Raw genomic sequence first — 20077 nt, 5'->3', positions numbered from 1 at the left:
ATTATGCTAAGAACATTTAGAATACATGGCGATAACATTGTAGAATGTGAGCGTATCGCCAAGCTCATATTAGAAGAAACGGCTCCGACATCCGTAGAAATATCGCTGATGTCTCCGTCTACAATAGTTTATAATATATATTTTAATTATCTGGGACGCAATTTTGAGTGGCAGTTAGAATTGCTTCCCGGCTTTAACAAAGCTGGTCGCAGAAGATGGGAAGCCAATATTTTTACCATTCTTAAGAATAACGGTAGTTTCCTTGATGAAACACCAGATGCAATTGTCACCTATGTTGAAGATGGCTTGGAGACTATTCTTTATGCAATCGAGTTCTGTAGTGCACTGCAGGCTGGTAATCAGGCGTGGCAGCGAAGCGGCCGCGCATTTTCTACTGGTCGTACTGGATGTCCATATATTTATGTTGTTGATTTTGTCAACTACGAATTGAATCCTAAAACTCGTAAACGTAAATCCCTTCGTTTTCCTAATCCTGCGGTTCCATATAGTTACATAAATTTCTCGGAGGATACGGAAAATTTTGTTGCACAGGTCTATATTCGATCTTCAGAGTTTGATAAATATATTGAACCTAAACTGCGAGATTTTGATGAGAACAACTTTGCAGAAGCAGAACTTTCTCGATATATTGTCAAACGAATGTGTGGGTTTGACACAAGCAAGGAAGAATCTATTATTCTTCAGAAAAATCTAAATATTGTATTGTTCCTTGCCAGCAGTTTGCAACCGAAAACAAACTTTACCCCATCTCAATGGAGAAAGTTATATGCAAATCGACAAGGTATCATTGAATATTCATTAAAGAATTCTGGATTTAGCTTCCGCAAAAAAATCTCTGCAAAAGGACATCATGGAAACTCTGTCGATTTTCTCGATTTAGCAGAGAAACTTAGTGTTGGAATGGCATCAAAAGAGCTTCCCTTTGGTATTATTCCAGCCGAAAACAGAAGGAACTTGGCAAACGGAATACACAAATTGTATCCTACTTATGATGCCACTGTTCTTAATAAAATTGCTTCCGATCATTCGGATTTGATTCTATGCATGATTAAAGGCTTCAAGCCAAAAGGTGACGATAACCGGCCTGATAGAGGGATTCTGCCGTTAGCGGCTATGCTCGCCTCAACCGATATTGAAGTGATGACTTACATTTATGGTCCAGTTATTGAACGCAATTTTAATGCACTGATCACAAAGCCAGAACACCTTGCAGCCTCCAATGGTTTTTGGCGAGCTATCCTTGCTTTGAGCGATTTTGTTGCGCTTGATGTTCCTATAATTGCTGGTCATTCTTATGATGCAGAAGTTCTTTTGGATACTTCTACATTAAAGGAATACTATGTAGAGCAACTTCCTGATGAAAAGAGATTAACACAAGACGAATTTTCCAGCATCCCACAGTCTTTTCATGAGGATGATGTAGACACAGGAATTCATTTCTTGTTTTCACATCTGCTCCACGAAGTTTGTTTTGAGGGTATGTGTAATCCTCCTGGTGGCGATTGGAGCGGACTGTCTGTTCTTTATGATGATTATGAGGTGCGTTGGTTGTCTTTGCCTCGTGTAAGCGAAGAAGTAGACGGAAAACGTCCTGACCATGTCTTAGAAATATTTGGAGTATTTAAGCGACCTGTTCTGTTGTCTATTGAATCAAAGGAGCGTTCCGTTGATTTAGAAGCAAATGTTGGAGAAGAACTTGTAAACTACATCCAAAATCTTATGAATTATGTTCCTAATGTGGAACGATTAGTCCATCCTCGCATTGGAACATGGACACAATCAAAACATCTGGTTGATTTTAGCGCATTTGAAGTGATTTCTGCAGCAGCTTATCTTAGGGGTTATGCGCAAGCAAATCGTACTGTCTTTGAACGCAGTAACTGCGATATGCTGTTCATTATGGAGCCGGTTGAGCATGGCTGGGAGATTGAAATTGTTACAACTACTCGTGCTGCTAAAATCCTGAAAGAGTTTATCTGCGATAAGATAGATGAAATTGGATTCGATGATATAACCCTTTTCTAAATTACCAGTTCAAATACAGAGATTCTAAAACTTGGATACTTGCTTTATCCATGACCTTTTTAAAACTGGAATTGCCTGAAGGGATAAACTCATGGCGCGTATACAATTCTTTTGGTAGTTCAACAGTAAAGTTATCCTCTCCTCTGATACCGTCAAACGAAAGCATATATTTAATTCCTTTGCTATTTAAATGTTCAAGATAACCCAGAAAAGCATCAAAATCAATAGTTCCATAATAACGGCCCTTCGTATGAAAGTACGGAGGGTCTAAATATATTAGATCGCCCACTTTGGCTGTTTCAGTTGTAATCGTGTAGTCTGCGGCAATGAACTCCGCACCTTGGATATGTTTTGACCAATCCATAATAATTTTTTCCAAACTGTCAGGGGATATGCCTGGACGAGTATGATGCAGAGAATTATTGAAATCCCCGTTTACATTGAAGCGAATTAAGCCATTAACACAGGTTCTGGACAAGAATAACAAATCTTCAGGAGAACGGCTTTTATTGAAATCATCTCTAATTTCGTAATATGCCTGATAACCTTCGGTTTGCAGCCTTGTCCAACGCAGCCTGTATGCTTCAGCTAATTGAGCCGGGTTATTTTTGATTTCATTCCATAAATCAATTAGCGGTACACAAATGTCTCCGCATACAGCATTAGTTGGATTTATTGCATACAGCATTGACCCGCCACCAATGAACGGTTCATAATACCTATTGAAACTGCTGGGGAAAAATTCTTTTATTTTTGCGGATTGGCTACGTTTGCTTCCGCTCCACTTAATAACTGGCTTAAACATTTTAGTCCTCCGTGGATGTTGTATCAATCTCTATTAGGATTTCATATGGGGCCACATTTAGATATTCGCATAAACGAACAAATGCTGATGAGAGTGGAGATTTACCATTTATGTATTCATATATTGTTGGTTTAGATACACCAGCTTTTGTCGCCAGTTCATTGATAGTTTTAATATCCAAATCAATCATCCTTTTGCGAAGCTCTTTCTCGTTAAGTACCAAATTCTTCATTCGATTGCCTCGCTTTCGAACAAATTTAAGCTGAGTTGACCCAGCTGATCTTCATTTTCTTCAACATGGTTCAAACGATTGCTTGCGATTTCACAGTAAGAATTATCAAGTTCAATGCCAATATATTTTCTTCCTGTCATTTTTGCAGCAACACATTCGCTTCCGGAACCTGAAAAAGGAGTGAGCATAATATCGCCTTCCCTTGAAGCCAGTTTAATCATTCGTTTGAGGATTCTGATTGGCTTTTGAGTAGGATGCTTACCATATGCAAGTTCGCTTTTATCCTTGTTATTTGATATATCCCATACAGTACGCATCTGTTTCCCAGGTGTTTTTAAAGCATCATAAGAGAAATCACCATTTTTTGAATATTCATAATCAAAATAGTATTCTCTTTTCTTCCCGCCTTTGTTGCACCACAAAATTGTTTCGTGGCTCGCAGTCAATCTTCTTCCAGCTAAATTAGGGAAAGCGTTTCTTTTGTACCACACTACTTCGTTGATGATCTCAATTCCAATCATCTGGCAAATGACATTGATAACACCGATATTATGGTATGTACCGAAAATCCACATGGAACCAGTCGGTTTAAGTATTCTTTTAGCTTCAGTAAGCCATTCTTTAGTGAATATCATGTAGGATTCAAAAGTAAAATCATCCCATTCTTGCATGACTTTATTCCAGTTGCCACCCATACCGTGCAGTTCAATGCTGTTGTCCCATTTCCATTCTCCGCCTTTAGAAAGGTTATACGGCGGATCTGCAATAATTAAATCAATGCATGAATCAGGTAATTTCTTCATTTCAGATACACATTCACCATTGATAACAGTATTAATCGGCAATGTACTCATATACCATTCCTCCCTGCTTGATAATATATCATATAGAATCCACTTGGTCAATATTTACTAACTAAAGGTAAAATTATTTTAACCGTTTATAAAGGCGAATCTACCGGATGCAGTGCGGCTGTATGACATTGAGCAACGAGTTTATGCTACACATATCAATGGAAATTTACAAATGCAGCAATTGATTTGTTTCGGCTAATTATCCTTACAAAAGGCACTGAGGCTTTACGGTCTCAGCGCCTTCAAAGTCTACAGATTATATCCAGTGCAAATCGGCGCGTGACTCCAAGGAATAATTTCAGTTATTTACAGAGTTCCTGCGCTCTATTATACTGAGGACAGAAAAATCAATAGGAGGTGACCAGATGGCAGAAAGAAAAATCCGTGCCGGATACTACCAGCGGTATGACGGTAAAGTGGTCTATGTGGTCTCCCTGGCCACCGATGCTGACACCGGCGAGGAAAGTGTCATCTGGACCACCTACCCCTTTGCAACTGTCCCCAGATACTACACCTCCAGCAAAAAGTCCTTCTGCGCTTTCATCGAAGTGAACAGCGAGCGGAAAGCCAAGTATAAGCGACTGCTCAATATGAAGATCTCAGGGGAAGCCATAGAGCGGCTGGAGGAAGAAGGCTTTCGGGGACCGGTTCGTAAACGGCAGCGACCACAGCTGGATGAAGCATACGACTCCCGTGAGTACCAGCAGTCTCTTACCTACTACGCATACGCAAAAGATCTCAGTGAGCACTACAACTTCGACCGGAACAAATATCGCCTCTGCGTAAAGGAAAAGAGATTCGTTGCCATTACTAAAAGCGACTTCGTCAAACTGAAAGAGGACCTGCAGTTTCTCGACGATGCCCTGAAAACGGTACTGGTTACATACCAGGGCTATTTCCGGGAGCGGTTCGTGGATGGCCTGTCCATCCGCAAGTACGTGGAAGCCCATCAGCTGAACCGTGGCAGCGTGGACTATCAGCAAAAGAAATTCTTCTCTGCTCTGGCCTCTCTGCTGAAAGAGCGGGACGAGGCGGAGGGAACATGCCGACTGCTGAAACCAGCACAAAAGTAAATAATCCAACCTCAAACGGAGCGTCTGCGACAAAGCAGGCGCTCCGTTTTTCTGTCAAATGTATGTCAGTGGGATATATTTTCCCCAATACAAGTAGAGAGACAACTCGAACACCATCCAAAGGCTATGTCAAACCTATGTCACATGCAAATGTTCGCGGCTAAAGATGTAGAGGGAGTTTTGAGAAGGAGATGGTCAACATGAGAGAATCTGTCTACAAGAACTACGGTGAGGCGAAGGTGTTGGGCGTATCACCGTCCAGCGGGTATGAACTGATGCACCAACCAGATTTCCCGGTGCTGCGCGTGGGCAGCCGCATGGTGGTGTCGAAAGAAAAGTGCATTCAGTGGATGGAGGAGCATACGGGAGGTGCTATATGAAGTTCCAACAGTGACCCAAACGAGATCCCGACAAAAACTATTTCAAGGTTCCCAACGAAGTATTTCACATCGGTCTCAGTTACCCGGAGATCTCCATCTACTGCTATCTGCTGAGTATCGAGGACAGAGAAACCTACCAGTGCTACCCCAGCTACAAGACCATCGGCAAGGCGCTGGGTATGAGTGAGAACACCGTGAGCAAGTATGTGTGCAGCCTGGAGGAGAAAGGTCTCATCCGCACCGAGCCGACGATGGTGCGGAGCAAAGACGGCAGGCCCCTCAACGGAAATCTGCTCTACACCATCCGTCCGATCCAGGCGGCAATCGAATTGTTCTACGAGCGGCAGTTCCAGCAACTGGAGGAGGACACCGCCCGCCAGAGGGCGGCGGAACGCCTCGCAGAATTGGCCTGTGAAAGCCCCCAGAACGCCCTGTGTGCGCCTTTCGGAGCGGTAGCGAGTCCCTGTGCCGATCCGGGGTTGGAGGCCCAAATGGGCCCGCTTTCGGAGGAATTCTCGGGGACGAAAGAAAAAGCAGGATAAAGGCGAGGCGTCGCCAACGACGCCTTTGCCGGTCACATCTGCCCGCAGTGCGGGCAGTTTCAGGAGTTTCCGTGGGTGTTAGCAATGGGGTCAAAATCAGAGAGAAAACAGAGTTCTGCGGTCGTTATCCCCCTACGCTTACTACCACAAGGAAAAAATAGGGGTCAACCCCCGGAAAGGAGCCAACATGAGCAAAAAAGAGAAATTCCCCCTCTACCTGTCGCCGGAGAAAAAGGCCATCCTGGAGCGCCGGTATCAGGAGGACGGGAGCCGGAGCATTACCGCCTTCATTGAGCGGGCGGTGGACTTTTATCTGGACTACCTCAGCGCCAATAACGCCGGACTGTTTCTCCCCACCTCCATCAAGTCCTACCTGGACGGAAGGATGGGACAGCTGGAGGAGCGGCTGTCCTCCATCGCCTTCCGGCAGGCGGTGGAGCAGGACATGGTGGCCGGTATCCTCGCCGACGCGTATCAGTTCAGCGGCGAGGATCTGCGCCGACGGCGGGCAGAGAGCGTCCAAAATGTGCGGAAAACCAATGGCCGCATCTCGCTGGAGCAGCGGGTGCATGGTGCGTGGGAGGAGGACGATGAGTGGCAGGATTGATCGTGAAAAGCCCTTATCTCAAGTGCGGAGGCAGCAGTTCGGTCAGCGGCTATCTGAGGTACATCGGCACACGGGAGCGGGTGGAGATCATCCCAGATGACCGTCCGCCCACTCGAAAGCAGGAGCAACTCATCACCAAACTGACAAAGGATTTCCCGGAGGCCAAGGAGCTGGGTGAATATTCCGATTATAAAGACAAGCCCACCAAGGCTAATGCCTCTGTCTTTATCACCCGAGCACTGGAGGAGAACTGGTCTCAAGTTCAGCAATCAGACAGCTACATGAAGTACATTGCCACTCGGCCTCGCGTGGAACGGCTTGGTGACCACGGGCTCTTTGGTGATGAGGAGACTGTGGATTTGGAACAGGCCATGCGAGAGCTGGATCAGTACAATGGGAATGTGTGGACGCATATTCTCTCCCTGAAGCGGGAGGACGCTGCGCGTCTTGGATATGACAATGCCAAAGCGTGGCGGAACCTGCTCCGAGCCAATCGCAATGACATCGCCGCCGCCATGAACATTCAACCGAATCACTTCCGCTGGTACGCTGCCTTCCATGACGAGGGAAAGCATCCCCATGTTCACATGATGGCGTGGTCGACGGTGCCCGGTGAGGCATATCTGACACGGGACGGCATCCGCAATATCAAATCTGTGCTCACCAATCAGATCTTCAAACAGGAGATGCTCCACACCTACGAACAGAAGTCACAGTCGAGGGACGAGTTGGTGCGGGAGGCCCGTCGGGCGATCCGGCAGCTCACCCAGGAGATGACACGAAGTATCTGTACGGCTTCTGAGATCGAACAGAAGATGGAGCAACTGGCCGGACAACTGGAAACGGTCAAGGGCAAAAAATCCTATGGCTACCTTCCCAAGTCCGTGAAGAAAACCGTGGATGAGGTAGTGGACAAGCTGGAGGAACTGCCGGTGGTCCGTGCGTGCTACGACCAGTGGTGCAGGCTCCAGGGCGAGGTGGAGAGTTACTACCACGACAAACCCCGAGAACGGAAAAAGCTGTCCCAGGAGAAAGAGTTCCGGCAGATCAAAAACGCTGTCATCCAGGAGGCGGAGCACATCCGTCTTGGTGATATCTCCTTCGAGGATGATGACTTGGCTGAGCACGACGAACCAGAACTGGCGCGTCGTGAGTCCGATGCCTGCCGGGAACTGTGGCGAATCATTGGGAACGAGGACATTTCCCTGGACTACCGTGACCGGGCGGCAGAGAAGTTGGAACAGGTGGCGGAGCGTGGCGACACCTATGCACAATACCGAATGGGTCAGCTCTACCGGGACGGCCCTCTGCTGATTCCGGACAACCATAAGGCAAAGTACTGGTTCAGCCAGGCGGCAAAACAGAGTTTGCCGGAAGCACAGTACTCCCTTGGCAAGCTGCTCCTCTCTGACGATTGGGAGGTGCGGGACCCGGATGAGGGCATCCGCTGGCTGAGACAAGCGGCGGAAAACGGAAGCCACTTTGCTGCTTACCGTCTGGGCAAAGAGTATCTGGAGGGGAACGCTGTCAACAAGGACACCGCCAGAGCGGCGGATTGGTTCACCAAATCGGCGGAGGCGGGAAACCAGTACGCCCAGTACATGATGGGCAAGCTGCACCTGACGGGACAGGGCCTACCACGGGATCAGGCCCAGGCAATGGTGTGGTTCAACCGCTCCGCCGCCCAGGGAAATCAGTATGCTCAGTTCTTTTTGGATCAGAGAAACAATCTCCACCCGCCCTCTGTGATGCTGGCGGTCACACAGTTGCTCTACCACATGAGTCGGATCTTCCAGGACAACTCTGTGCCGCCCGCCGGCCCGACGGGCCAGCAGGTGGATCGAAAACTCAGGCGGAAGATCCAGGAGAAGAAGATCGCTATGGGCCATAAGCCGGATGACCATGAGGAGCAGTGGCCTGAGATGACCATGTAAGCGGCGCAGAAAATGAGTCGCAAAACAAAGAATAAAATCCCTTCCACGAGAAGGGTAGAAAGGAATCCAATGAAACGATCCAAATACAGCTCGTTCAACGAACTCCCCCTGATGCTGACCGTGCAGGATGTGGCCGATGTGCTGGGCATTGGACTGGCCCATGCCTACGAGGTGGCTCACCGGCAGGATTTCCCCACCATCACTCTGGGCAGCCGGATCATCGTCCCCCGTGACAAGTTCATGGCATGGATCGATGAGCAGGCAGCCCAAAAGACGGAAATATTTTAGTGGCTATTTCAAAGATTCTGTGGTATTTGTTTGTGTTGCAAAAGGAGGGATGAACAATGGCAAAGAAACGAGCCAACGGCGAGGGCAGCATCCGAAAGAAGCCCAACGGCCGCTGGGAGGGCAGATACACTCAGGGCATCGATCCCAACACCGGCCGCGCCATTCAGAAAAGCGTGTCCGCCCGGACGCAGGCCGAGTGCAAGGAAAAGCTGGCGAAAGCCATCCGGGACAACCGGGGCATCCCGGTGAACCACAACGAGGACTATACCGTAGCGGAGTGGTGCAGGCTGTGGTTTGAAACCTACAGCAAGCCTGTGATCCGCCCCAACACCGCAAAGACCTATGAGAACATGATCGAAAACCACATCGTACCGGCCATCGAAGGAGTAAAACTCAAACGGCTCACCGCCATCCAGATCCAGAAGATGTACAACGACTCCAAGACCAAAGGGCGGGTGCAGCGTTTCGAGAAAAAGACCGACACGGCCCTCTCTGGAAGCACAGTGCGGCGCATCCACATGGTACTCTCCTCGGCGCTGAAGCAGGCGGTCAAGGAGCGGATCATTCCCTACAACCCCTGCGACAACTGCCGCATCCCGCCCAAGGAGAAAAAGGAGATGGCCATCATCCCGCCGGAGAAGCTGGGGGTATATCTCAGCGAGGCGGAGAAGTACGGCGTCCTGCCTATATTCTTCCTGGAATTATCCAGCGGTCTGCGGCGTGGAGAACTGCTGGCGCTGCGGTGGGATGACCTGAATGTAAAGGACCGCATCCTCTCAGTGAGCAAGCAGGTCACCCGCATCGACGGGGAGCTGGTGGTGACAGAGCCAAAAACTAAGAACTCCGTACGCAAGGTAGCGTTGTCCCAGCAGGCCGTGGCCTTGCTGGTGCGGGAACATGAACAGCACCCCGACAATCCCATCCTGTTCCCGTCTCCCCGCACCGGCGGCTACTGGAGCCCGGACGCGGTGTCCAGGATCAACCGGAAACTGCTGGCGAAGGCGGGTATTGAGGAGCGTGTTCGCTTCCATGATCTGCGCCATACTTTCGCCACGATGGCCCTCTCCAGCGGCGTGGATGTAAAGACCCTGTCCAGCATGCTGGGCCACTATAGCGCCGGGTTTACCCTGGACACCTATACGCACATCACCAATGATATGCAGAGAGGCGCGGCGGAGAAGATCGGCGGCTTCATGGAAACGGCCACAGCCAAGCCGGAACCGGAGCCTCCCGACCCGTCGGAGGAGAGCCGGTGCAAGGTGATACCGTTCGAGAGGGTGGGATAAAGCTGAAATGCAGGGACCCTACTGTTAGCGGTCCCTGCATTTCTTTAGGAGATTGTAGATTTGTTTTGTTTGTAAAACCGCTCATACAAATCGTTTTCTCTATCTTCACTTCCAAGAAAAGTGATTAACTTGTTGAATGCGGTAAAAATTAGGAAGATCCCGCCAGACACAATTGTCCAAACAATTGCAAATATTTCTGCAGACTGTAACTTTTGGGGGAGAATGCTTAATAGCCATGGATAGACGGGGAATATCTCGAATATATAAATGCAAATCCCGGCCATGAGTACAATTCCTGCCAAAAGATATAGTATCCAACCAAAACCTCTCATTTTTCTGAACTTGCCTACCTTATCCGCTGCCTGTTTCTTTGATAGAGTAACCAATGTTCTTTCTCGCTCTGCTTCTGCACTGATTCGCGCACGCTCCTCGATTTGCGCTTGTGAATTACTTGCCAAATTCGATAGTTGTTGTCGCATTTCATCTCGCATCTCATTAATCTGTTGTGCAGTTTTTCCGTAAACTTCCTCCAAAACCTTATCAAAAGCGCGATCTGTGTTTGCATCATAATCTTCGGCAGTTTCAAAAGTATATTGCGCCTTGTTTTGGGTTATTTCAACAATAATTTGTTCTTTTATTTCAGTTTGATTCGTTTTGGAGTTAATATTCCTTAATAGCTGAATAGGGTCGATGGAATTTCTATCTACGATGTGTTGGCGTTGGGTTAGAAATAGACAAAATGACTTATAGTCATCATCTGTTCGGCCAGTGAAACGCAAAATAATTGAAAGCCACACACTTGGAAGGACGACAATAGGTACACCTGAAAATGCTTTGTCTGCCCAACTGATTAACAATTGGTCAGCAGATACGATGAAATCATTTGTTTGCCAAATGCTCGAGCCTGTCCCTTTTCGCCAGGCGAGGGTGTCCATTATATTCGTAATATCTGTTTCAGCAGAAGCTGGGGAAGTGTATCTCCATCTTCGCTTACTATTTTTATAATCTTTAAGGCTCGCCGTATGCTCTTCAAAATATTTAGAGGACGGACCAACTTTATAAGCACTTGACTCTTTGATCTTTAGTTGACATAAAGTATCTTGTACTATGTCAAATAAGTAGCGATTAAACGAGACATAGTCGCCATATTGATTCTCTGACGTAAGGCACCACTCATAATATATCTTATAAAAGTCATTAATCTCCATAGAGGGGTTAATAGACTCAAGCGTGTTGCTACTTACTGGCATCGACGAACCCGCAATCCCGCGGATAAACTCCACTTGGGATGTAATTACACGATAGACCTCATCTAATGTTGCACTCGTACAATAAAGTTCAATACCGGCCTTTTGACAGTGGTGTACAAAGGCCGTGGTAACAGTCCTTCTTTCTTCATTGTTGATACCGGCCATTCTAAAGATCATATTTGCATCAAGATAGAAGCGCTTTCCTTTAAACAGCTCAACTGAAAGAATGTTATCTTTTTTGATTGTCAACATACAGTACTCATAACAAGTTGCAATCAAACTATAGACCAGAGAATCTTTTTCGCTATCTTCCCATGCAACAAAAGAATTGATTATAGAAATCTCTTCTGGGCTTGCCTCAAAAGAATTTACACTATATGTAATTTTCCCTTCGAAGAGTGATAGAAGGTTGTCAACATTAGAGTTAAAACAATAGTATAGATATTTAAGCAAGAGAGCAGCTACTTCGTTGATCGGAGTGTTGATAGCAGTTGCGCTAACGAACTTAGAGATGGTGGCATCAAGCTTTCCGGCAAGTGAAGGTTGTGTGGAAAGAAATTGAATGGCAGATGTAGAGAGAGAGTATGTTCCGTCAGTGATTAAAATGCGACCTTGACCTTTCTTGGTAATGGCGGACTCAATTTCTTCTTCGGTAAATGCAAGATTAAATTGATTATTGATTGCCTGATTAAGTTCATATAAATTGAGGCCCGTGTGGCATTCCAATAATACCGCCTCAGCAAGTTTACAAATATATTTATTCAGTGTGCTCGGAGCTTGACTCTGCAGAATCATTGCAAATCGGAGTAGCATCTGTTCCGTCATTGCTTTTATCCACCTCGTTTGTATATGGTTCAATATCGATAATATCATCAATGCTGGCATAAAGCCAAAAGAAATCTTGTTTCATTTTTCCTCCTGAACTACTATGCTTATGTTGGTATTTAGTATTGCCTCTTTAAAACATAGTATATTCGGGACTGGAAAAATAAACCGTATAGAATTCCACACGGCTACCTTGGTGGCCAAAGGGTCAACCGTAGAACTATTATAAAGGATAAGTCTGGAAAACTCAAGAATTTGTCGTATCCACAACGAGAAAACGGCAGTCACGCCAATTAGGGATGGGTTAGGGATTTGGCGGTTTCAGCGGCTATCCGCGCTCACGCTCCCGCTACTTTTCTGCCCCTGAAACCACCGCTGAACAGCAATCGTCCAAACTGCAAAAGCAGAACAAAAAACGCAGGAAAACCGCCTTTTCAGGCGGTTTTCCTGCCGAAGGTGGTCGGAGTGCGGGGACTCGAACCCCGGGCCTCCTGCTCCCAAAGCAGGCGCGCTACCAACTGCGCAACACCCCGTTATAATCCTATTCACTTTTGCTTTATCTACCCCGACGCGCCGCGCTTTGCTCGCCCGGGTTGCCGTTCCCCAAATTTTCGGCGCGTGCCAAAGCACTGCTTGAAAATTTGGACGGCCGCCCCAGCAGCGGTTCGCTTTTTCTGCCGCAGGCAGCGCTCTCCGCTGCTGCCCAAAGCATCCGCGCTACCAACTGCGCAACACCCCGTTATAATCCTATTCACTTTTGCTTTATCTACCCCGACGCGCCGCGCTTTGCTCGCCCGGGTGGACGGGTATAAAATCTCACCCGCCTACGGCACTGTTAGTATAGTATACGCTTTTTCTTGTTTTTCGTCAATTGCAAAGATATAATAAGGCCAGACAAATCTACCCTGCGGGAGGTACACTATGGATCAAATCATGGAAAAAATCCGCGAGATCGAAAAACGCCTGTTCGCCTACAACTACGCCCTGGCCCTCATCGGCATCGACGACGCTACCGCCGCCCCCACCGAGAGTGCCGAGGGCCGCAGCGAGGCGGTGGGCCTTCTGAGCATGGAGCAGTACCGGCTGCTGGTGGGTCCCGAGCTGGGGGCCCTGCTGGACCAGGCCGCCGGGCTGAATCTGGACCGCCAGGCCGCCGCCGAGGTGCGGGAGCTGCGCCGGATGCGGGAGCAGTACACCAAGATCCCGCCGGAGGAGTTCGCCGCCGACAGCCGGGTCTTTACCCTCAGCCAGAACGCCTGGCAGAAAGCCAAGGCCGCCAGCGACTTCTCCCTGTTCGCCCCCTGGCTGGAAAAGGTCATCGAGATCCGCCGCCGGTGGGCCGGGTACTTCGCCCCCGAGAAGGACGTCTACGACGTCTGGCTGAACTACTATCAGGCCGGGCTCTCCATGGCCCAGGCTGACCCCTTCTTCGCCTCCCTGCGGCAGCAGATCGTCCCCCTGCTGGCCGAGATTCAGGAAAAAGGCCGCCCCATCCGCACCGACTTCCTGACCCAAGACTGGCCCCTGGATGCCCAGGCCCAGCTCTCCCACTTTGTGATGGAGGTCATGGGCCTGACCCGGGAACACTGCGTGCTGGCCGAGAGCGAGCACCCCTTTACCTCCTCCCTCTACGACGGGGATGTGCGGATCACCACCCACTACCTGCTCGACAACATGGTATCCAACCTGTACAGCGTCGTCCACGAGGGAGGCCACGCCCTCTATGAGCGGAACATCCGCCCCGCCCTGCGGTATACCGTCCTGGGAGAAGGCAGCTGCCCCGGCGTCCACGAGAGCCAGAGCCGCCTGTTCGAGAACTACATCGGCCGGAGCCGGGAGTTCCTCTCTTACCTCTGGCCGGAGCTGAACCGGCTCTTCCCCGCCCAGCTGGCGGGGGTCAGCTGCGAGGAGTTCTACCGGGCCGTCAACCTGGTGACCCCCAGCCTGATCCGCACCGATGCCGACGAGCTGACCTACCCCCTCCACATTATGATCCGCTATGAGCTGGAAAAACAGCTGCTCCACGGGGAGCTAGCCGTCCAGGACCTGCCCGCCGCCTGGAACCGGATGTACAAGGAATACCTGGGCATCGACGTACCCGACGACGCCCGGGGCGTTTTGCAGGACATCCACTGGTCGGGCGGAGATCTGGGTTACTTCCCCAGCTATGCCCTGGGCACCGCCTACGCCGCCCAGATGGTGGAGGCCATGAAGAAAGAGCTGGATTTCGAGGGCTGCTGCGCCTCGGGTAATCTGGAACCCATTCAGGAATATCTGGCCCGGCAGGTCTGGCAGTACGGCAAGGAGCTGCAGCCCGACGAGCTGATCCGATCGGGCTGCGGCGGGGAATTCGACCCCAGCTGCTTTGCCCGGTATCTTGAGACCAAATACCGCGCACTCTACGCGCTGTAAAACCGGGAGGCAGGCTATGAATTATTTCATCACCGGCCGCCCCGGCAGCGGCAAATCCACCCTGGCGGCCTGGCTGTGCAGCCGTCTGCCCCAGCCCGCCGCCGGGCTGCGCACCCTCTGCACCGGCCGGTGCGAGGCCGGGCCGGTGTTCAGCCTCCAGGACCTGCTCACCGGTGAGATGGCCCCCATCTCCCGCCCTTCCCCGGAGGGGGGCCGGATGGTGGGCATCCCCGAAACCTTTGAGGGGTTCGGGACAGAGGCTCTCCGGCGCGCTGCCGGGAGCGGGGCTGCGGTGGTGCTGGTGGACGAGGTGGGCCGGTTCGAGCGGAACTGCACCAGCTATCTTGCCCAGCTGCAAGCCCTGGTGGAGGGCCCTCAGACGGTGGTGGCTGCCCTGAAAAAGGAGGACCTGCCCCATCTGAACGCCCTGCGGGCCCGGGAAGAGGACATCCAGATCGACCTGGACCAGATTTCCCCCGCCGAGGCCCGGGCCCGACTGGCGGCCCGGCTGCCCGCCCCCCTTCACCCAGGAGTGAGCGTCCGGCTCTACCGGGAGGACAAAGTCTTCGGCCCCGGGCCCATGCAGCTTTTGGAGCTTACCGCCCGGACCGGCTCTCTCCACAGCGCGGCCGCCGCCATGGGGATGGCTTACTCCAAGGCCTGGAAGCTCTTGGCCGGGCTGGAAGAGCAGTGGGGCTTTGCCCTGCTGGAACGCCGCCCCGGCGGCGCCAAGGGCGGCGGCTCCGCCCTGACCCCCAAAGCCTGGGAACTGCTGGAGCGATACCGGGCTTTTGAGTGGGAGACCCGCCGGGCGGCCCAGCGGGCCTTCGCCGCCCATTTCAACGATTTTCCCGGATTTGTTTTCTCCTTTGACAGGGCGTTATTCTTGTGTTAGAATAGCGCCGTATTAGAACAAAGGAGGAACCCTGTATGCATCTTTTGAAACGGATGGGCGCTCTGGCTCTGGCCGCCGCCCTCTGCCTGAATCTGGCCGCCTGCGGCGCGGCCTCCAGTTCTGCGGCTTCGTCGGCCGCTGCGTCGTCCCAGGCGGTGGCCTCGTCTGCCGCTGCCTCGGAGGCCGCCGGCATCACCCTGACCGACCAGGCCGGCCGGACCGTCACCCTGGAGCAGCCCGCCGAGAGCATCGTCAGCTGCTACTACATCAGCACCTATGCCACCATTGCCCTGGGCCTCAAGGACAAGATCGTGGGCCTGGAGAACAAGGCCGACACCCGGGCCCTCTACGCCCTGGCCGCCCCCGAGCTGCCCCAGCTGACCCAGGTGGGCACCCTGAAGGAACTGAACGTGGAGGCCGTGGCTGCCCTGGAGCCTGATCTCGTCATCATGCCCCAGAAGCTGATCGACAACGCCCAGACCCTGGAAGATCTGGGGATCACGGTCATAATTGTGAACCCTGAGACCCAGGAGGGGCTGGAAACCATGCTGACCCTGATCGGCGAGGCCTGCGGCGCTTCCGACCAGGCCCAGGCCCTGATCGACTACAACCACACCCAGCTGGAGCGGGCCGCCGAGATGACCGCCGATCTGGAGAAACCCTCGGTCTGCCTGCTGGGCAACAGCAGCTACCTGAGCGTAGCCCCCGCCGCCATGTACCAGAACGACCTGATCGAGCAGGCCGGCGGCGTCAACGCAGCGGCTTCCATTGAGGAGGACTACTGGGCCGATGTCTCCTACGAGACTCTGCTGGCCCTGGCCCCCGAAGTGCTGGTGATTCCCTCGGCGGCCTCCTACACCGCAGAGGATGTGATGAAGGATCCCCAGCTGGCCGACCTGCCCGCCGTCCAGAACGGCGCGGTCTACACCATGCCCCAGGGCCTGGACGAGTGGGACAGCCCCACCCCCTCCGGCATTCTGGGCGTGCTCTGGCTGACCAGCGTGCTGCACCCCGAGGCTTATCCCTTTGAGGAGTTCACCGCCGACGCCCAGGCGTTCTACCAGACCTTCTACGGCTTTACTCCGGATAGCAGCCTCATCACCAAGTGACAAAATTCGTATAATTTAAACAAGATATTACCGAAAGGATACGCCGTTATGACCACACGCACCCGATTCTGCCTCGTTTTGGCCCTGGTTCTCTTTGCCGGGCTGGCGGCGGGGTCGGTCTGTGTGGGGGCCTATCCCCTGAGCCTTGGCCAGATCGGCCAGCTGCTTTTAGGGGGGCTCCGGGACACCATGGAATCCCGGGTCTTTTTCACCCTGCGGCTGCCCCGCACCGCCATGGCGGTACTGGCGGGGCTGGCCCTGGGGGCGGCGGGCGGCGTATACCAGACGGTCTTCCGGAACCCGCTCGCCTCGCCCGATTTAACCGGCGTGGCGGGCGGCGCTTCGTTTGGGGCGGCGGCGGCCATCGTCCTGGGGGCGGGCAGCGCCGGGCAGATCATGGGCGGGGCCTTCGCCTGCGGGCTTTTGAGCCTTGGGGCGGTGCTGGGGCTGGTGAAAGCCGCCCGGGCCGACCGCACCGCCACCTATGTTCTGGCGGGCATCCTGGTCAGCGCCCTGGCGGAAGCGGGGGTCATGCTGCTGAAAACCCTGGCCGACCCCGAAAAAGAGCTGGCCGCCATCGAATACTGGACCATGGGCAGCCTGGCGGGGATGACCCTGGCCAAGCTCGCCGCTGCGGCCCCGCCGGTGCTGGCGGGGCTGGGGTTGGTGCTGGCCTTCCGGCGGCAGGCGGCGCTGCTCTCCCTGGGGGACGAGAGCGCCCGGGCCAGCGGCCTGGAACCGGGGCGCTGGCGGGGGCTGCTGCTGGGGCTCACCGCCCTGATGGTGGCCGCCGTGGTCAGCGTGGCGGGCGGGATCGCCTTTGTGGGGTTGATCGCCCCCCACATCGCCTACGGCCTGTTGCGGCGGCGGGGCGGGGTGTTTCTGCCTCTTTGCGCCCTGGTGGGGGCGGACCTTCTGCTGGCGGCGGACCTTTTGGCCCGGAGCGCCGGAGGCGGGGCCGAGCTGCCCCTGAGCATTTTCACGGTGCTCTTCGCCGCGCCGGTGCTGGCGGGGCTGATTCTCAAAGGGAGGGGGAACCCCGATGCTGCTTGAAGTCACCCGCCTGACCGCGGGCTACCGGGCCCCGGTGGTGCGGGAGGCCTCCTTCACCCTGGCCCCCGGGGAGATGGTGGCCCTGCTGGGCCCCAACGGCTGCGGCAAATCCACCCTGCTGCGGGGGATCTCGGGCAGCGGACGGGTGTTCTCCGGGTCGGTGACCGTCTGCGGGGCGGACTGCCTGGCGATGACCGCCCGGCAGCGGGCCCGGAAGCTGGCCCTTTTGCCCCAGCGGGTGGGGGTGCTGCCCGGCTTCACCGCCCGGGAGGTGATCGGGATGGGCCGGTACGCCCACAGCGGCCTCTTCGGCGGGCCGGGGCCGGGGGACGCCGCCCGGGTGGAACAGGCCGCCAAAACCTTTGGGGTGGAGCAGTTACTGGAAAAAGACTGCGCCGCCCTCAGCGAAGGGCAGCGCCAGCTGATCCACCTGTGCCGGGTGGCGGTGCAGGACGCCCCGGTGATCCTCTTGGACGAACCCAACAGCGCCCTGGATTTTTCCAACACCCACCGGCTTTTTGCCGCCCTGCGGGGCTGGATCGCCGGGGGGCAGCGGGGGGCCCTGGTGGTGCTCCACGACCCGGCCCTGGCCCTGCGGTGGTGCGACCGGGTTCTGCTGATGCAGGGCGGGGCCATCCGGGGCGAACTGACCCCCGGCGGCGGGGCCGGGGCGGCCCAGGCGGCCCTGGCGGCCCTCTACCCGGGGCTCCGGATTTGGGAGAGCCCCGGAGGGCTGGTCTGCACCCTGGACGCCCCCGTCCCCGGGGCGGCGGAAGGCCTGCCATAACGTTCAAAAACGTGAGCTTTCTTTCACACTTTTTTAATATTTTGCCGTTTTTTCTCTCAGAGCGGCGTATTTTGTTGACAGAAAACATCCCTTTGTGTCTAAATAGGGATGTTTTCTGTTTTTTGCGGTGTTTTTTTTGCGGCACTGCATCGGGATTAAAAATCTGGTTTTTTGAGAAAGGCGGCGCAAAGTATGAACAAGGAGCATCTTAAAAAAGACGCTTCGGGCTATGTTACCCCCTACGATTTTGAAGGCCGGCTGCCCCTGCGGCAGGCCATCCCCCTGGGTTTGCAGCACGTTCTGGCCATGTTCGTGGGCAACCTGACCCCCATTCTGATCATCACCTCGGCCTGTGCGGCGGGCGGCGACGCAGAGTCCTTCGCCCAGATCCAGGTGGCTCTGCTCCAGAACGCCATGCTGGTGGCGGGCATCGTCACCCTGGTGCAGCTGTACTCGGTGGGCCCCATCGGCGGCCAGGTACCCATCATCATGGGCACCAGCTCCGGCTTTATCGGGGTGTTCCAGAGCGTCAACACCATCATGGGCGGCGGCGTGGTGAGCTACGCGGCCATGATGGGCGCCTCGATTGTGGGCGGTTTGTTTGAGACGGTGCTGGGCGCTTTCTTAAAGCCCCTGCGGCGGTTCTTCCCCGCGGTGGTCACCGGCACGGTGGTGCTCTCCATCGGTCTGTCCCTGATCAGCGTGGGCGTGGCCTCCTTCGGCGGCGGCAGCGGCGCGGCCGACTACGGCTCCCTGGAAAACCTGATGATCGCCCTGGTGGTCATGATCATCATCCTGGCCCTCAAGCACGGCACCAAGGGCCTGGCCAGCTCCTCCTGCATCCTGATCGGCATCGTCTGCGGCTACATCATCTGCGGCGTGCTGCCCTTCTTCCTCAGCCCCACCGGCGTCACCGCCGAGGGGGTGGAGTACACCAAGGCCTGGGTCCTGAACTGGAGCAAGGTGGCCGAGGCCTCCTGGTTCGCGGTGCCCCAGCTGCTGCCCGTCAAGCCCATCTTTGACCTGCGGGCCATCCTGCCGGTGGGCGTCATGTTCATCGTCACCGCCGTCGAGACCGTGGGCGACATCTCGGGCGTCACCGAGGGCGGCATGGACCGCGAGGCCACCGACAAGGAGCTGTCCGGCGGCATCATCTGCGACGGCCTGGGCTCCAGCTTCGCCGCTCTGTTCGGCGTGCTGCCCAACACCAGCTTCAGCCAGAACGTGGGTCTGGTGACCATGACCAAGATCGTCAACCGTGTAGCCCTGGCCTGCGGCGCCGTCTTCCTGGTGCTCTGCGGCCTTTTGCCGAAACTGGCGGCCATCGTCTCCATCATGCCCCAGAGCGTGCTGGGCGGCGCGGCGGTCATCATGTTCTCCTCCATCGTCATGAGCGGTATCCAGCTCATCACCAGCGAGAAGCTGACCCCCCGCAGCATGACCATCGTCTCGGTGGCTCTGGGTCTCGGCTACGGCCTGGGCTCCAACACCGCCGTTCTGAACGGCCTGCCCCAGCTGGTGCAGCTGATCTTCGGCGGTTCCGGCATCGTGCCCGCCGCCCTGGTGGCCATCCTGCTGAACGTGCTGCTGCCCAAAGAGCAGCCCGAAGCGGCCAAAAACTGATAAAACAGCGCAAATTTCGGCCCCGCCCGCCCGGCGGGGCTTTTTCTTGCCCGGATTCCATGATATACTAGAATTA

Annotated in this window: 19 protein-coding genes and 1 tRNA gene; 14 read left to right on the top strand and 6 right to left on the bottom strand. The window is 53.9% G+C overall.

The window, feature by feature from the left end:
* Positions 1-3 precede the first annotated feature (3 nt).
* Positions 4-2046 (top strand): hypothetical protein, encoded by a 2043-nt coding sequence (locus JCM17207_RS12180; RefSeq protein WP_238317900.1) that lies wholly within the window; start codon positions 4-6, stop codon positions 2044-2046.
* Between the two features lies 1 nt (position 2047).
* Here JCM17207_RS12180 and JCM17207_RS12175 read toward each other — a convergent pair whose 3' ends face one another.
* The 3 genes from JCM17207_RS12175 to JCM17207_RS12165 are packed head-to-tail and all read right to left on the bottom strand — an operon-like array spanning position 2048 to position 3937.
* Positions 2048-2851: a Dam family site-specific DNA-(adenine-N6)-methyltransferase gene (locus tag JCM17207_RS12175; protein WP_238317899.1), complete on the bottom strand. Its 804-nt coding sequence runs from the start codon at positions 2849-2851 to the stop codon at positions 2048-2050.
* Position 2852: 1 nt separating this feature from the next.
* Complete coding sequence (locus JCM17207_RS12170; RefSeq protein WP_238317898.1) at positions 2853-3083, bottom strand: helix-turn-helix domain-containing protein; 231 nt, start codon at positions 3081-3083, stop codon at positions 2853-2855.
* Complete coding sequence (locus JCM17207_RS12165) at positions 3080-3937, bottom strand: DNA-methyltransferase (RefSeq protein WP_238317897.1); 858 nt, start codon at positions 3935-3937, stop codon at positions 3080-3082. The genes JCM17207_RS12170 and JCM17207_RS12165 overlap by 4 nt, the downstream gene beginning before the upstream one ends.
* A 365-nt stretch (positions 3938-4302) precedes the next feature.
* Between JCM17207_RS12165 and JCM17207_RS12160 the strand changes: the two genes are divergently transcribed.
* From JCM17207_RS12160 to JCM17207_RS12125, 7 genes are all read left to right on the top strand, one after another.
* Positions 4303-5010 carry a hypothetical protein gene (locus JCM17207_RS12160; RefSeq protein WP_238317896.1) on the top strand — a complete coding sequence of 236 codons (708 nt, stop codon included), beginning with the start codon at positions 4303-4305 and terminating at the stop codon, positions 5008-5010.
* A gap of 200 nt (positions 5011-5210) precedes the next feature.
* On the top strand, positions 5211-5390 hold the full coding sequence (locus JCM17207_RS12155; RefSeq protein ID WP_238317895.1) for a MerR family transcriptional regulator: 180 nt from the start codon (positions 5211-5213) through the stop codon (positions 5388-5390).
* Between the two features lie 68 nt (positions 5391-5458).
* A complete protein-coding gene (locus JCM17207_RS12145; RefSeq protein ID WP_309295416.1) occupies positions 5459-5932 on the top strand; it encodes a helix-turn-helix domain-containing protein in 474 nt (157 codons plus the stop codon).
* 187 nt (positions 5933-6119) lie between these two features.
* Positions 6120-6539 (top strand): hypothetical protein, encoded by a 420-nt coding sequence (locus JCM17207_RS12140; RefSeq protein WP_238317893.1) that lies wholly within the window; start codon positions 6120-6122, stop codon positions 6537-6539.
* Complete coding sequence (gene mobP3, locus JCM17207_RS12135) at positions 6527-8473, top strand: MobP3 family relaxase (RefSeq protein WP_238317892.1); 1947 nt, start codon at positions 6527-6529, stop codon at positions 8471-8473. Before JCM17207_RS12140 ends, mobP3 begins: the two co-directional genes overlap by 13 nt.
* Positions 8474-8542: 69 nt before the next feature.
* Positions 8543-8761 carry a helix-turn-helix domain-containing protein gene (locus tag JCM17207_RS12130; protein ID WP_087287484.1) on the top strand — a complete coding sequence of 73 codons (219 nt, stop codon included), beginning with the start codon at positions 8543-8545 and terminating at the stop codon, positions 8759-8761.
* 56 nt (positions 8762-8817) lie between these two features.
* Positions 8818-10047 (top strand): tyrosine-type recombinase/integrase, encoded by a 1230-nt coding sequence (locus JCM17207_RS12125; RefSeq protein ID WP_238317891.1) that lies wholly within the window; start codon positions 8818-8820, stop codon positions 10045-10047.
* 44 nt (positions 10048-10091) lie between these two features.
* Here JCM17207_RS12125 and JCM17207_RS12120 read toward each other — a convergent pair whose 3' ends face one another.
* The 3 genes from JCM17207_RS12120 to JCM17207_RS12110 all read right to left on the bottom strand — a co-directional run bounded on the left by JCM17207_RS12120 (position 10092) and on the right by JCM17207_RS12110 (position 12655).
* A complete protein-coding gene (locus JCM17207_RS12120; protein ID WP_238317890.1) occupies positions 10092-12092 on the bottom strand; it encodes an ATP synthase subunit B family protein in 2001 nt (666 codons plus the stop codon).
* Positions 12055-12207: a hypothetical protein gene (locus JCM17207_RS12115; protein ID WP_238317889.1), complete on the bottom strand. Its 153-nt coding sequence runs from the start codon at positions 12205-12207 to the stop codon at positions 12055-12057. Before JCM17207_RS12115 ends, JCM17207_RS12120 begins: the two co-directional genes overlap by 38 nt.
* Before the next feature lie 372 nt (positions 12208-12579).
* Positions 12580-12655: transfer RNA gene (locus JCM17207_RS12110), tRNA-Pro, on the bottom strand.
* A 388-nt stretch (positions 12656-13043) separates the two neighbouring features.
* Between JCM17207_RS12110 and JCM17207_RS12105 the strand changes: the two genes are divergently transcribed.
* The 6 genes from JCM17207_RS12105 (at position 13044) to JCM17207_RS12080 (ending at position 20001) form a co-directional block, all read left to right on the top strand.
* A complete protein-coding gene (locus tag JCM17207_RS12105) occupies positions 13044-14534 on the top strand; it encodes a carboxypeptidase M32 (protein ID WP_238317888.1) in 1491 nt (496 codons plus the stop codon).
* 16 nt (positions 14535-14550) lie between these two features.
* Positions 14551-15429 carry a nucleoside-triphosphatase gene (locus JCM17207_RS12100; protein ID WP_238317887.1) on the top strand — a complete coding sequence of 293 codons (879 nt, stop codon included), beginning with the start codon at positions 14551-14553 and terminating at the stop codon, positions 15427-15429.
* 35 nt (positions 15430-15464) lie between these two features.
* On the top strand, positions 15465-16538 hold the full coding sequence (locus JCM17207_RS12095) for an ABC transporter substrate-binding protein (protein WP_238317886.1): 1074 nt from the start codon (positions 15465-15467) through the stop codon (positions 16536-16538).
* Between the two features lie 48 nt (positions 16539-16586).
* Positions 16587-17591, top strand: coding sequence for a FecCD family ABC transporter permease (locus JCM17207_RS12090; RefSeq protein WP_238317885.1), 1005 nt, complete (start codon positions 16587-16589; stop codon positions 17589-17591).
* On the top strand, positions 17581-18378 hold the full coding sequence (locus tag JCM17207_RS12085; protein WP_238317884.1) for an ABC transporter ATP-binding protein: 798 nt from the start codon (positions 17581-17583) through the stop codon (positions 18376-18378). Before JCM17207_RS12090 ends, JCM17207_RS12085 begins: the two co-directional genes overlap by 11 nt.
* A gap of 192 nt (positions 18379-18570) precedes the next feature.
* Positions 18571-20001 (top strand): uracil-xanthine permease family protein, encoded by a 1431-nt coding sequence (locus JCM17207_RS12080; RefSeq protein WP_238317883.1) that lies wholly within the window; start codon positions 18571-18573, stop codon positions 19999-20001.
* Positions 20002-20077 lie beyond the last annotated feature (76 nt).

The sequence above is a fragment of the Faecalibacterium gallinarum genome, assembly GCF_022180365.1.
In the GTDB taxonomy this organism is placed as follows: domain Bacteria; phylum Bacillota; class Clostridia; order Oscillospirales; family Ruminococcaceae; genus Faecalibacterium; species Faecalibacterium gallinarum.
Note: the sequence above shows the minus strand (reverse complement) of the source record. Positions and strands in the feature narration are given on the sequence as shown.

Coding starts and splice junctions, on each gene's coding strand:
- JCM17207_RS12180 (WP_238317900.1), top strand. CDS start 4: ATGCTAAGAACATTTAGAATACATGGCGATAACATTGTAGAATGTGAG.
- JCM17207_RS12175 (WP_238317899.1), bottom strand. CDS start 2,851: ATGTTTAAGCCAGTTATTAAGTGGAGCGGAAGCAAACGTAGCCAATCC.
- JCM17207_RS12170 (WP_238317898.1), bottom strand. CDS start 3,083: ATGAAGAATTTGGTACTTAACGAGAAAGAGCTTCGCAAAAGGATGATT.
- JCM17207_RS12165 (WP_238317897.1), bottom strand. CDS start 3,937: ATGAGTACATTGCCGATTAATACTGTTATCAATGGTGAATGTGTATCT.
- JCM17207_RS12160 (WP_238317896.1), top strand. CDS start 4,303: ATGGCAGAAAGAAAAATCCGTGCCGGATACTACCAGCGGTATGACGGT.
- JCM17207_RS12155 (WP_238317895.1), top strand. CDS start 5,211: ATGAGAGAATCTGTCTACAAGAACTACGGTGAGGCGAAGGTGTTGGGC.
- JCM17207_RS12140 (WP_238317893.1), top strand. CDS start 6,120: ATGAGCAAAAAAGAGAAATTCCCCCTCTACCTGTCGCCGGAGAAAAAG.
- JCM17207_RS12130 (WP_087287484.1), top strand. CDS start 8,543: ATGAAACGATCCAAATACAGCTCGTTCAACGAACTCCCCCTGATGCTG.
- JCM17207_RS12125 (WP_238317891.1), top strand. CDS start 8,818: ATGGCAAAGAAACGAGCCAACGGCGAGGGCAGCATCCGAAAGAAGCCC.
- JCM17207_RS12120 (WP_238317890.1), bottom strand. CDS start 12,092: ATGATTCTGCAGAGTCAAGCTCCGAGCACACTGAATAAATATATTTGT.
- JCM17207_RS12115 (WP_238317889.1), bottom strand. CDS start 12,207: ATGAAACAAGATTTCTTTTGGCTTTATGCCAGCATTGATGATATTATC.
- JCM17207_RS12105 (WP_238317888.1), top strand. CDS start 13,044: ATGGATCAAATCATGGAAAAAATCCGCGAGATCGAAAAACGCCTGTTC.
- JCM17207_RS12100 (WP_238317887.1), top strand. CDS start 14,551: ATGAATTATTTCATCACCGGCCGCCCCGGCAGCGGCAAATCCACCCTG.
- JCM17207_RS12095 (WP_238317886.1), top strand. CDS start 15,465: ATGCATCTTTTGAAACGGATGGGCGCTCTGGCTCTGGCCGCCGCCCTC.
- JCM17207_RS12090 (WP_238317885.1), top strand. CDS start 16,587: ATGACCACACGCACCCGATTCTGCCTCGTTTTGGCCCTGGTTCTCTTT.
- JCM17207_RS12085 (WP_238317884.1), top strand. CDS start 17,581: ATGCTGCTTGAAGTCACCCGCCTGACCGCGGGCTACCGGGCCCCGGTG.
- JCM17207_RS12080 (WP_238317883.1), top strand. CDS start 18,571: ATGAACAAGGAGCATCTTAAAAAAGACGCTTCGGGCTATGTTACCCCC.